The 12,515-nt window shown below is 64.5% G+C and carries 10 protein-coding genes; 1 reads left to right on the top strand and 9 read right to left on the bottom strand.

From position 1 onward, the window contains the following. Position 1 precedes the first annotated feature (1 nt). The 6 genes from AC1RGE_RS05675 to AC1RGE_RS05650 are packed head-to-tail and all read right to left on the bottom strand — an operon-like array spanning position 2 to position 6,472. A complete protein-coding gene (locus tag AC1RGE_RS05675; protein ID WP_492583645.1) occupies positions 2-1,594 on the bottom strand; it encodes a GumC family protein in 1,593 nt (530 codons plus the stop codon). An 11-nt stretch (positions 1,595-1,605) separates the two neighbouring features. Then, the gene (locus AC1RGE_RS05670; RefSeq protein ID WP_011061369.1) at positions 1,606-2,625 is read right to left on the bottom strand and encodes a polysaccharide biosynthesis/export family protein; all 1,020 of its coding nucleotides are present in this window, start codon (positions 2,623-2,625) and stop codon (positions 1,606-1,608) included. 22 nt (positions 2,626-2,647) lie between these two features. Then, on the bottom strand, positions 2,648-3,292 hold the full coding sequence (locus AC1RGE_RS05665) for a CpsD/CapB family tyrosine-protein kinase (RefSeq protein ID WP_011061368.1): 645 nt from the start codon (positions 3,290-3,292) through the stop codon (positions 2,648-2,650). 1 nt (position 3,293) lies between these two features. Beyond that, complete coding sequence (locus AC1RGE_RS05660; RefSeq protein ID WP_019093969.1) at positions 3,294-4,046, bottom strand: sugar transferase; 753 nt, start codon at positions 4,044-4,046, stop codon at positions 3,294-3,296. A gap of 57 nt (positions 4,047-4,103) precedes the next feature. Next, the gene (locus AC1RGE_RS05655) at positions 4,104-5,123 is read right to left on the bottom strand and encodes an NAD-dependent epimerase (RefSeq protein ID WP_258610774.1); all 1,020 of its coding nucleotides are present in this window, start codon (positions 5,121-5,123) and stop codon (positions 4,104-4,106) included. Then, positions 5,120-6,472 carry a UDP-glucose dehydrogenase family protein gene (locus tag AC1RGE_RS05650; RefSeq protein ID WP_011061365.1) on the bottom strand — a complete coding sequence of 451 codons (1,353 nt, stop codon included), beginning with the start codon at positions 6,470-6,472 and terminating at the stop codon, positions 5,120-5,122. Before AC1RGE_RS05650 ends, AC1RGE_RS05655 begins: the two co-directional genes overlap by 4 nt. Positions 6,473-7,116: 644 nt before the next feature. Here AC1RGE_RS05650 and AC1RGE_RS05645 point away from each other — a divergent pair. Next, a complete protein-coding gene (locus tag AC1RGE_RS05645; protein ID WP_015635666.1) occupies positions 7,117-8,418 on the top strand; it encodes an OprD family porin in 1,302 nt (433 codons plus the stop codon). A gap of 90 nt (positions 8,419-8,508) precedes the next feature. Here AC1RGE_RS05645 and AC1RGE_RS05640 read toward each other — a convergent pair whose 3' ends face one another. The 3 genes from AC1RGE_RS05640 to AC1RGE_RS05630 all read right to left on the bottom strand — a co-directional run bounded on the left by AC1RGE_RS05640 (position 8,509) and on the right by AC1RGE_RS05630 (position 12,501). Continuing rightward, positions 8,509-9,447, bottom strand: a complete 939-nt coding sequence (locus AC1RGE_RS05640) for a carbohydrate kinase family protein (protein WP_065364092.1) — start codon at positions 9,445-9,447, stop codon at positions 8,509-8,511. A gap of 13 nt (positions 9,448-9,460) precedes the next feature. Continuing rightward, on the bottom strand, positions 9,461-10,957 hold the full coding sequence (gene xylB / locus AC1RGE_RS05635; protein WP_065364091.1) for a xylulokinase: 1,497 nt from the start codon (positions 10,955-10,957) through the stop codon (positions 9,461-9,463). A gap of 62 nt (positions 10,958-11,019) precedes the next feature. Then, positions 11,020-12,501 (bottom strand): mannitol dehydrogenase family protein, encoded by a 1,482-nt coding sequence (locus AC1RGE_RS05630; protein ID WP_011061361.1) that lies wholly within the window; start codon positions 12,499-12,501, stop codon positions 11,020-11,022. Positions 12,502-12,515: the final 14 nt, after the last annotated feature.

Raw genomic sequence — 12,515 nt, 5'->3', positions numbered from 1 at the left:
CTCACTGTTTGGCCCAATGCCAGGCCCAGCGCCAGGTCCAGCGCGGGTACGGGTTGACCTGGAGCTGCTCGACCGCGTTGAGCACCATCAACACCGGCAGGCCGAGGTGATCACTGACCTGGGCCGGGTGCTTGAAGCGATGGTCGAAGAACTCGTAGACATAGCCCAGGGCAATGGCCAGCAGCAGGCCGGTGAGCAGGCCCAGGGGAATGATCAGCATCGGCTTGGGGAACGCCGCTTCGCTGGGTTCGTAAGGCTGGCTCAGGACCCGCGCGTTGGACAGCTCGCCACTGATCAGGCGCTCGCCACGGCTCTCTTCGTAGCGCTGGGTGTAGGTGAAGAAGGCTTTGTGCAAGGCATCGATTTCAGTGTCCAGCTGGCGCAGTTTGCTCAGGACCTCTTGCAGGTCGCGCACCCGCGCCTTGTAGTCGTTGATCCGCGCGGTCTTCTGGGCGATCACCGACTGGGTGATCTGCAAGTCACTGCTGCGCTCGCGCACGCGGTTTTCCACCACCTTGAGGAACTGCGCCCGGGCCCGCACGATCTGCTCGCGCTGCTGCTGCATGGGCACGCTGTCGGCGCGGTAGGTGTCGGCGGTGGTGCCGTACTGGCTCACCAGGTTGGTCAGCTGTTCGCCCAGTTGCTTGATCTCGCGGTCTTCGTAGGCAACGTTGTCCACGGTGTTGGCGAAGGCGAAGGGGAAGGTGTAGTCGGTGAGGCCGGCCTTGCGCGCGGCAGCCAGGTTCTTCTGCAGGTAATCCAGGCGGCGCTGGTTCTCCAGTGCCTGGTCGCGGTAGCCGTTGAGCGATTGCTCTTCGGTGTTGATGGCGTTCAGGCGGAAGGTGATCTCTTCCTTGGGGTCGGAGGCGTGGGTCGCTTCCAGCAGGGCCTGGCGCTTGCCTTCCAGGTCATCCAGGCGCGACTGGTACTGGGCCTTCTTCTGTTCGTAGAAGGCTTCGGGCAGTTCGTTGGATTGCAGGTCCTGGCGGTTCTTCAGGTAGTTGGCCAGCAGGCGCTCGACAAAGCGCGTGCCTTCGGCGGCGTTGGGGCTGGCGTAGACGATGGAGATCACGTTGGAGCCGGGCAGGGTGCCGATCTTCAGGTCCTTGACCGCCTGGTCGGTGAAGGCATCCAGGCTGGTATCGCGCACCGGGTCCACGGCCAGGCCGAAGAAACCGCGCACCGGGTTGATCACATGGTTGCGCAGGGGGTCGATCAGGCCATTGCGGATCGGCTTGACGATCAGCCGGGTCAACAGGCCCTCGCTGCCGCCGAACTGGCCTTCGCGGCGCAACTGGTCGATGGTGTCGCGGATCAGCGTGGGTGAACGCAGGATGTTGCTCTCGGTCTCCATGTCCGCCAGCGACGGCGGGATGAACTTGTCGGAGTCCGGGGCGAGCACGGTGTTGGCGTCGGTCTGCGAGAGTTTCTTGGACTGCACGATGACTTCGGCAGTGATCTCGAAGCTCTGCTTGAGCACCAGGGGCAGCAGCAGGGCGATCACCGCGAAACCCAGGAACACCCGTTTGATCAGGCGCCGATTGACAAAGAACACGAGCAGGAACTCGTGCAGGTAGTTTTCGATCTTGGTCATCAAGAGGGAACTCAGTTGTTGTTCGTTTCTTTGTTGTCGACGCGGTAGCCGAAGCTGAACCCGACACCCTGGAACATGATCACGTCCGCCAGCTGCTTGCTCAGGGCGCCGGCCTTGGCCAGGCGGGTCTTGGGCACATAGAGCATGTCGTCGGGCTGCAGGTAGGCGAATTGCAGGGCCTTGCCGTCCAGCGCCGCGTCGGCGTCGTAGACCCGGGCTTCGACCTGGTTGCCCTTGCGCCGCATGATCACCACCGAATCCAGGCGTGCAGTGGGGCCGGCCCCCTTGGCCAGGGTCAGGGCCTCAAGCACCGAGATCGGCCGGCGGATCGGGTAGGCTCCGGGCTGGCCGACTTCGCCCATGACGAACACCTCGTTGGAGGCGGTGGTCTTGAGCAGCACATCGACGCTCACCGAGCCCACCTCCTTGGCATAGCGCTGGTTGACCAGGGTCTGCAGCTCGCTGAGGCTCTTGCCCTGCAACGACAGGCTGCCCAGCAGCGGGAAACTGGCGCGGCCGTCGGAGCCCACGACGATCTCGCGGCTAAGCCCGGTGGCCGGGTTGGTCAGGCTGGTGCGCAGGTTGTCCAGCTGGGCCATGGCGTGGGAGATCGAAAAGTTGATCTGCGGCTTCTTCAGCACCTTGGCGTATTGGGTTTCCAGGACCTGGCGCGCCTGTTCGGCGGAGAGCCCGGCGACCTGGATATTGCCCACGTAGGGCATGTCGATGCTGCCGTCGGGCAGCACCAGTTTGCTGCCGCCCAGTTCCGGAGCGGTGAGGAAGGTCACATCCACCTGGTCGCCGGGCTGCACGAGGTAGCGCTGCTGGCTGGTGGTGCCGATATGGAAGATCACGTCCAGCACGTCCTGGGGCCGCAGCACCTGCTCGATGGGCACCACCTCGGTGAGCTGGGCCTGGTCGGCCGGGGCGCTGAGGATCTGCACCGGCATCTGCTGCGGCTCGCGATTGACGCAGCCGCCCAGGGCCAGCAGCAGTGACAGGCTCAGCAGGGAAAGTCTTGGCTTGTTCATGGTTACACGGTCCTTGTGCCGGTCAGAGACGGTCATAAACCCACTTGGGCATGTAGTACTTGCGGGCGTTGAACACGCTGCCGATCAACTTGGCCTCGGCCTGGATCAGGCGCTGGGCGGCGGCCTGGGCCACTTCCCAGCGGGTTTCCTCGCTGCGCACCACCAGCACCACGCCGTCGACCTGGGTGGCCAGGGTGAGGATGTCGCCACTGCTGTAGACCGGGTCGCCGTCGATGATCACGAAGCGGTATTCCTCGGCCAGGGCCTGCAGCAGTTCGCGCAGCAGTTCCGGGGTCAGGCGCTCGCTGTACTGCTGGCGGCGGCCCAGGGGCAGGAAGTCGAAATTCACCGCGTCGCTGCTCTCGATGCACGAGGCCAGGGGCGGCGGGGTTTCGGCCAGTGCCAGGTCGAGGAAGCCGGGCCGCTCATCCAGGGCCAGGCGCCGGGTCAGGCTGCTGTCCGAGAGGCTGGTGTCCACCACCAGCACCCGGCCGCGGCTGGTGCGCGCCAGTTCGTTGGCCATGCTCAGGCTGCTGCTGGTGACGCCGCTGTTGCGGTTGGCCGCGGTCAGCAGGATGACCCGCAGTTCCTGGTCGAGTACGGTCACCGCCAGGTTGCTTTCGCTGGGGCTCTGGATCTTCAGACTGGCAAAGGTTGCTGCCGCCATTTCAACTTGCTCCGTGGCCATTGAGGACCTTGAAAGGGGTTTTGATCAGGATCTTCAGGTCGAGCCAGGGGCTCTGCTGGAAGATGTAGGTCATGTCGAGGGTCACGCGGCCGTCGAAATCCACGTCGCTGCGCCCGGATACCTGCCACAGGCCGGTGATCCCCGGGTAGATGCTCAGGCGGCCGAGGTGGTGTTCCTTGTAGGTCTGGGCATGGAACGAGGTGGGGCGCGGGCCGACGATGCGCATCTGGCCGAGCACCACGTTGATCAGGTTGGGCAGCTCGTCGAGGCTGGTACGGCGCAGGAAACCGCCGATTCCAGTGATCCGCGGGTCGCGGTCGATCTTGAAATCCACCGAGTCGGCGCCGTGCTTGTTCAGGTGGCGCACCGAATCCTTCAGGGCCTCGGCGTTGACCACCATGGTGCGGAACTTGTACATGCCGAAGCGGCGGCCGCGAAAACCGGTGCGCAACTGCACGAAGAACACCGGGCCGGGGCTGGTGAGCTTGATCAGCAAGGCCACGACCAGCAGCACCGGCGACAGCAGCACCAGCAGCACCGCGGCCAAAAGCGCCGAGGTCAGGCGCTTGCTGCGCGACAGGGTCCAGGGCCGCCCGCCGTCGCGGCCGGTGATCCAGCCGTGCTGTTGCAGGTCGATGGCGGCCTGGACCTTGCGCCGGAACGGGTCGTTGCGCCGGTCGATGTGCAGCGGGGCGGGCACCTCGGTTGCGGGCGATGAGAGAGGTCTATCCATATCCACCGGTAATACTTCCATTGCAGGGGTTGGGTAAAAACGTTCGGCTGTCGCGGCTCAGGACGCCGCGCCCGGGTAGTAGCTCAGGTACCACTGGACGAACTCGCGCAGGCCTTCCTCCAGGGGCACCTGGGGGCCGAAACCGGTGAGGTTTTCCAGGGCGCTGACATCCGCGCAGGTGTTGAGCACATCGCCGGGCTGCAGCGGCAGGTATTCCACCTGGGCCTTGTGGCCGAGGAGTTTTTCCAGGGTCGCCACGTAGTCCTTGAGCTCCACCGGGCGCTGGCCGCCGATGTTGAACAGGCGCCAGGGCGCCATGCTGGTGGACGGGTCCGGCTGTTCCCGGTCCCACAGCGGATCGCGCACTGGCGGCTTGCCCAGCAGGCGCACCAGGGATTCGACGATGTCGTCGATGTAGGTGAAGTCGCGCTGGTGCATGCCGTAGTTGAACAGTTTCAGCGGCCGGCCCTGGCTGATGGCGTCGGCGAACAGGATCGGCGACATGTCCGGCCGGCCCCAGGGGCCGTACACCGTGAAGAAGCGCAGGCCGGTGGCGGGCACGCCGAACAGGTGGCTGTAGCTGTGGGCCATCAGCTCGTTGGCTTTCTTGCTGGCCGCATACAGCGACAGCGGGTGGTCGACGTTGTCACTGACCTTGTACGGGGTCTGCTGGTTGGCCCCGTACACCGAACTGGACGAGGCGTAGATCAGGTGTTGCACCGGGTAGCGCCGGCACATCTCCAGCAGGTTGAGGAAACCGCTGAGGTTGCTGTCCAGGTAGGCCTTGGGGTTTTCCAGGGAATAGCGCACCCCGGCCTGGGCGGCGAGGTTGATCACCACCTGGGGCCGTACTTCGGCGAACAGCCGTTCCAGGCCCTCGCTGTCGGCCAGGTCCAGGCGCAGCAGGGGAAAGTGCCCCACCTGGCGTTCCACCCAGCGCACCCGGTCGCGCTTTAGCTGGGGGTCGTAGTAGTCGTTGAAATTATCCAGCCCGGTGACCTGGTGCCCATCCTTGAGCAAACGCAGTGCGGTATGGGCGCCGATGAATCCGGCGGCCCCGGTGATCAGGATATTCATGCGCGCAATGCCTCCGGTACACGGTAGGGCAGGCCGATGCTCAGGTAATGCAGGCCGGCATCCGCTGCCTGTTGCGGGTTGTAGAGGTTGCGGCCGTCGACCACCAGGCGATCCCTGAGGGTCTCGCGCAGCAGCGTGAAGTCCACCACGCGAAAGGCCTTCCATTCGGTGCAGATCACCAGCGCGTCGGCGCCTTGCAGGGTGTCGTCACGGGTGGCGCACAGTTGCAGGTCATCGCGGTAGCCGTACAGGCGCCGGCATTCGGTCATGGCTTCCGGGTCGTAGGCCTGGACCTTGGCCCCGGCCTCCCACAGTGCCTGCATCAGGTAGCGGCTGGTGGCTTCGCGCATGTCGTCGGTGTTGGGCTTGAAGGCCAGGCCCCAGAGCGCGATGACCTTGCCCTGCAGGTTGTCCCCCAGGTGCGCCTTGAGCTTGCGAAACAGCACATGGCGCTGCTGCTCATTGACGTCGCGCACGGTCTTGAGCATGTGCGGTTCCAGCCCGTGGCTTTCTGCGGTGTGGATCAGCGCCCGCAGGTCCTTGGGGAAGCACGAGCCGCCGAAGCCGGCGCCGGGGTAGATGAAGTGGTAGCCGATGCGCGGGTCGGCACCGATGCCCTTGCGCACGGCATTGATGTCCACCCCCAGGCGTTCTGCCAGGTTGGCCATCTCGTTCATGAAGCTGATGCGGGTGGCGAGCATCGCGTTGGCCGCGTACTTGACCAGCTCGGCGCTGCGGTTGTCCATGAACATCAGGCGGTCATGGTTGTGGTTGAAGGGCGCGTATAGCTCGCTCAACTGCTGGCGGGGCAGGTCGTCGGCGCAACCGACGATGATCCGGTCCGGGCGCATGCAGTCGGCCACGGCCGAGCCTTCCTTGAGGAACTCCGGGTTGGAGACCACGTGCACCCGCAGTTCGGATTTGCCCAGGTCTGCCAGTTGTTCGGCGACGGTCTCGATCACCAGATCGGCGGTGCCCACCGGCACCGTGGATTTGATCACCAGGGTCTTGTCGCTGAACATCAGGCAGGCAATGTTGCGCGCCACGGCCAGGACATGGTCGAGGTCGGCGGAGCCGTCTTCGTTGGAGGGAGTGCCGACCGCGATGAAAATCACCTTGCCGTGGCCCACTGCATCGCTGGCCTGGGTGGTGAAGTGCAATCGGCCGGCCTTTTGATTCTCTTCGATCAGGGTCGCCAGGCCCGGCTCGTGAATCGGCGGAATAGAACGTTGCAGCTGGGCGATCTTGTGGCTGTCGATATCGACACAGACCACGTTATGCCCGACATCGGCCAGGGCAACTGCTTGCACCAAGCCAACATAGCCAGTACCAAAAACGCTGACTTCCAAGGGAACGACCTCGTCCATGATGAGTGTTGGGGTGAGGGTGGTTCTCACCTTCTGAAAAGGCGTATGGCACATTGCCGCTATCACGCTCTTTTTTTGACACTACCATAACGTCGAGACGTTTAATTGACGTTTTGCTGTGTTACATAAATGACAGCTGTGTTTTGTTTATTTTTCGATGCATAAAATAATGTTTAAAAACAATTAGTTAAGCGTATTAATGATGGTCATCATGGAAAGCGTCAAATAGTTGGTTTTTGTTAATAAATGACTGAAAAAACCGACGAACGGTAGTGCGGTAAGACGAAAAACTGATGCCTTTTTGATATTACCTGCTATGGCAGCCTGGGTTCCGAAGGCGAAGCTGAGCAGTTGGACAGTTTTTTTGACGCTTTTCTGCAGCTTGAAAACTGTTGAAATTGATCGGTTTTTTCAAAGATATGGCTGGCAAGGCGGGACGGGTAGCGCCGGTTATGACCAGGCGGGCGTCAGACTAAAGTCGGGTTGGGAGGGTAGGGGCTATCTGCCATCATTGCCGGTCTTCATTGATTCAATCAATTCAGCTGGCGATCACAGATTCGCTGGATGAATTTCACCTGGGTCTTTTTCTTTACCTCGCGTCACTGATTTGCTGCTGGAGCCTGTTCATGCGTCCCCCTTTCCCCTTACTCAATCCGTGCCCATTGCTGGGCCTCGGCGCTGCCGTGCTGTGCGCGGGTTTTGCCCCTCTGGCCAATGCGGCGGGTTTTTTCGAAGACAGCAGCGCCAAGCTGGAATCGCGCACGATCTACTTCAACCGGGACTTTCGCGACGGCCACACCAGCACCGACCAGGGCGCATCCAAGCGTGAAGAATCGGCCCAGGGCTTTATTCTCAACCTGCAATCGGGCTACACCGAGGGCACCGTGGGTTTCGGCCTGGACGCCCTGGGCATGCTGGGGATCAAGCTCGACTCCAGCCCCGACCGCAGCAACAGCGGCCTGCTGCCCTCCAGCGGTCACGACCCGCGGGGCTCGGCGGACCAGTACGCCAAGCTGGGGTTGACCGCCAAGGTCCGGGTCTCGCAGACGGTATTCAAGTACGGCGCCCAGTTGCCGGACCTGCCACTGCTCAAGTACAACGACGGGCGCCTGCTGCCCACCATGTTCAACGGCGCGGTGCTGACTTCCCGGGAGGTCAAGGACCTGACCCTGACCGCGGCCCGCTTGAACCGCTACACCGCGCGGGACTCCAGCGATGCCCAGGACATCCGCGTGCACTGCAAGAACAAGCGCTACGCCTGCAACACCACGGCGGATCACTTCGACACCTATGGGGTGGACTACAAGTTCAACGATCGCCTGACCGGCCAGTACCACTACGCCGAGCTGGAAGACATCTACCGTCAGCATTTTGTCGGCCTGCTGGCCAACCAGCCCCTGGGGCCCGGCGTGCTCAAAGGCGACCTGCGCCTGCTCAAGAGTGCCGACACCGGCGCCGAGCGCGCCGGCGGCATCGACAACCGCGCCCTGAGCACCATGCTCGGCTACAGCGTGGCCGGGCACGTGTTCAGTGCCGGCTGGCAGCGCATGTACGGCGACAACTCCATGCCTTACCTGGATGGCAGCAACCCGTACCTGGTGAACTACGTGCAGGTCAACGACTTCGCTGCGATCCAGGAGCGTTCCTGGCAACTGCGCTATGACTATGACTTCAAGGCCATTGGCCTCAATGGCTTGAGCTTCCTGACCCGCTACGTCAGCGGCGACCACATCAAGGTCCCGGGCAGCCTGCGCGAAGGCCGCGAATGGGAGCGCGACAGCGAGCTCAAGTACGTGGTGCAGAGCGGCGCCTTCAAGGACGTGAGCCTGCGCCTGCGCAACGCCACCTACCGCAGCAACTACCAGAAGATCGCCCGCGACATGGACGAAACCCGCCTGATCGTCAGCTACAACTTCTCGCTGCTCTGACCGACGACTCTGGTAGAAGCTGGCTGGCCAGCGAAGGCGGTAGCCGCAATTGCGCAACGCTTGCGGGCCTCTTCGCCGGCAAGCCGGCGGCTACGGGAGTTGATGTCGGTACGGCAGGTCCGGGCCGGTGCGGGTGCAGGTCTGGGCCGCGGCGTTGACGGCGAAACGCAGCAGGGCGTCGGTCTGCTCGCGATCGAGCTGTTCAAGGCCCTGGGGGGAATCCAGGCCCTGTTCGGTCAGCCAGGTGATCAGCGCAGCCTGGAAGGTATCTCCGGCGCCCACGGTGTCGGCAACCTCCACCCGGGGCGCGTCCACCGACCAGCTGCCATGCCCGCGGCTGAACACCGTCGCGCCCTGGCTGCCACGGGTCAGGAACACCAGCCGGGCATTGCCTTGCAGCCAACCCCGGATCAGCGTCTCGGGCGCCTGCCCGGGGTACAGCTGGGCCAGGTCTTCGTCGCTGACCTTGATCAGGTCGGCATGGCCGGCCAGTTCGGCGATGCGCTGGCGCCACAGCTGGATATCCGGCTGCGGGTTGAGCCGTACGTTGGGGTCCAGGCTGATCAGCCGCTGCCCCCGCTCACGGCGCACCAGGGCCAGCAAGGTATCGGCAATCGGCTGCACCACCAGGGCAAACGAGCCGATATGCAGCCCGCGCACCTGTGCGTCGAGCTGCGGCAGGTGCTCTTCTTGCAACTGGCGATCGGCACAGCCCTCGCCGCGGAAGCTGTAGTGGGGCGAGCCATCGGCGCCCACGGCCACCATGGCCAGGGTGGTGGGGGCGTCGAATTCCCGCAGGTAGCGGGTATCCACTCCTTCGTTTTCCAGCACCCGCCGCAGGCGCTGACCCAGGTAGTCCCGGGACAGCCCGGCCAGCAGGGCGACATCGACGCCCAGGCGGCGCAGGCCCACCGCCACGTTGAACGGCGAGCCCCCGGCGATCGCCTGGAACGCCACTTTACTGGCCGGGGCCCCGGCCTCATCCGCGCTGAAAAAGTCGAACAGCGCTTCGCCACACACCAGATACATAGTCATTCGCTCTTCAAAGGCTTGCCAGTTGCTGTCGATAGCGCTGGTACACCGGTTCGTAGGCCGCCACGTGTTCGGCCCGGGGCTGGGTTTCACTGCCCGGGTCGAGGCGCACGCAGCGTTCGCAGAGTTGTTGCAGGTCCAGGTCCGGATCATCCTGCCGGCCATGGCACCAGGCTGCCTGGATCGCCGCGCCCAATGCGGCGGCTTCGGCCTCGCGGGGGCAGATCACCGGGGCATGCATGATATCGGCGACCATCTGCCGCCACAGCAGACTTTTCGCACCGCCGCCGATCAGCCGGATGCTCTGGCTGTGCAGGCCCGCTGCGCGCAACAGGTCGAGGCCGTAGCGCAAACCGAAGGTGGTGCCTTCCACCACCGCGCGGCACAGGTTGGCCGGGGTCAGGTTGTCCAGGGTCATGCCGTGCAGGCTGCCCTGGGCCTGGGGCAGGGCGGGCACTCGCTCGCCGTTGAAGAACGGCAGCAGGCACAGCCCCTCGGCCCCGATGGGGGCCTGCTCCAGGCGCTGGTTGAAAGCGGCAAGGTCCAGGCCCAGCAGTTCGCGCACCAGGGTGGTGGCGTTGGTCAGGTTCATGGTGCAGATCAGCGGCAGCCAGCCACCGCTGGACGAACAGAAGGTCGCCACCGAAGGCTCGGGGCTGATCAACGGGCGCTCGGCGTAGGCATACACGGTGCCGGAGGAGCCCAGGCTCATGGTGATGATTCCGGGCTGGATATTGCCGGTGCCGATGGCCCCCAGCATGTTGTCGCCTCCGCCGCTGGCCACCCAGGCATCCGCGCTGATCCCCAGTTGCCGGGCGACCGGCGCAAGGATCCGGCCCACAGGCTGGTGCGCTTCGAGCAACGGCGGCAAGGCCCGCTCCAGGCGCCCGCTGGGGTCGATATGGGCCAGCAGGGCGCGGTCCCAGTCGCGCCTGCGCACATCGAAATAGCCGCTGCCCGAGGCATCGCCGTACTCGCTGCAGCAGCGCCCGGTCAGCCAGAAATTGAGGTAGTCGTGGGGCAGCAGGATATGCGCAATGCGCTGGAACAGCTCCGGGTGCTGCTCCCGGGTCCAGAGTAGTTTTGACACCGTGTAGCCCGGGGCAATGGCCAGCCCCAGGCGCTCCAGGGAGCCCTGGGTGCCCCCCAGCCAGTCCAGCAGGCGCTGGTTTTCGGCGCTGCTTTGGGTATCGCACCACAGCTTGGCCGGGCGCAGCACCTGGCCCTGGTCATCCAGCAGCACCAGACCGTGCTGCTGGCCGCAAACCCCGACACCGAGCACCTGCCGGCCATCCACCCCGGCCGCCTGCAAGGCCTGCCGGGTGGCGCTGGTGCAGGCTTGCAGCCACTGCGCGGGATCCTGTTCGCGGCAGCCATTGGCGCCGCTGATCAGGCTGTGGGGCGCAGCGCCCCGGCCCAGGACGGTGCCGCTCCGGCTGTCGAGGATCAGCGCCTTGGTGCCCTGGGTGCCGCAGTCGAGGCCGAGAAAAAGCGCGGGTTGAGTCATCGTCGCTCCTGGTGTGGGTGATTACTGTCGAGCTGTAGCCGCTGCCGAGCCTGCGGCAGCGGCTACACGGGCCTGGCCAACAACCGCTCCAGCGTCTTGCTCACGCCATGTTCGCGCAAGCTGTTGAAGCAGCGCTCGAAAGCATCGACAAACGCGCTGGAATGGGGAATCGCCGAGCCGAAGATTTCTTCCACCGCCAGCAAACGCTGGGTCAGCAAGGTATCGTCGGCCACCAGGGCCTGGCAGAACTCGGCCCGCGGGTCGGGAACCCGGTAGCTCAGGCCATTCTCGTCCACGCCCTTGAGGTACAGGGCCCAGGCCGCCACCACCAGGGCCGCACGCTCAGTATCACGGCCATCGGCGATCAGCCGGTTGATGGTAGGTACGGTGAACTTGGGAAACTTCGACGAACCGTCGCTGCACACCCGCTCCAGTTGATCGGCGATCGCCTGGTTGGAGAAGCGCTGGACCAGGGTGTCCTTGTAGGCCGCCAGGTCGATGCCCGGTACCGGCGCCAGTTGCGGGGTTACGTCCAGGTCCATGTAGGCGCGCATGTAGGCGACGAACAGCGGGTCGTTCATGGTTTCGTGGACGAAGCGGTAGCCCTTGAGAAAGCCCAGGTAGGTCAGGGCCAGGTGGCTGCCGTTGAGCAGCTTGATCTTCATCTCTTCATAGGGCGTGACGTCGTCGGTGAACTGCACGCCGACCTGTTCCCAGGCCGGCCGGCCATTGCAGAACTTGTCTTCCAGGACCCACTGCACAAAGGGCTCGCAGACGACCGGCCAGGCATCGTCGATGCCGTGCTCATCGTGCAGTTGCAGGCGGTGGGCGGTGCTGGTCATGGGAGTGATGCGGTCGACCATGGCGTTGGGAAAGCTCACGTGGCGCTCGATCCAGTCATGCAGGTCGGCGTCGCGGCGGGCGGCGAAGGCCAGCAGCGCCTTGCGGGTCACCGCGCCGTTGTGGGGCAGGTTGTCACAGGACATCAGGGTGAAGGCCGGGATCCCCGCGGCCCGGCGCAGGGCCAGGGCCGCGCAGAGAAAGCCGAATACCGTGCGCGGCTGTTGCGGATGGGCCAGGTCGTGCTGGATCTGCGGCAGGTGCAGCATGAACTCGCCCGTGCTGTCGTCGATGCAGTAGCCGCCCTCGGTGATGGTCAGGGAGACGATGCGGATCTCCGGGCTGGCCAGCTTGTCGATCAGCGCCTGGGCGTCGTCCTCGGCCAGCAGCATCTGGCTGATGGCGCCGATCACCCGCACCTCGTGGCCGTCGCCATCGCCCAGCTCGTACAGGGTGTAGAGGTAGTCCTGGCCGGCCAGATCGTCCCGCGCGCGGCGGTCTTCGGAGCGCAGGCCGACCCCGCAGATGCTCCAGTCCAGGCCCTGGCCCAGGTTCATCAGGGCATCGGTGTAATAGGCCTGGTGGGCCCGGTGAAAGCCGCCGACGCCAATGTGCGCGATGCCCTGGCGGGTGGCGGTGACGGTGTAGGCGGGTACCCGCACCTGGGGCGGCAGTTGGCTGAGGTTCAAGCGTTTGAGTTTCATGCAGGGCTCTCTGG

Source organism: Pseudomonas sp. GW823-FHT02C05 (assembly GCF_058797595.1).
Note: the sequence above shows the minus strand (reverse complement) of the source record. Positions and strands in the feature narration are given on the sequence as shown.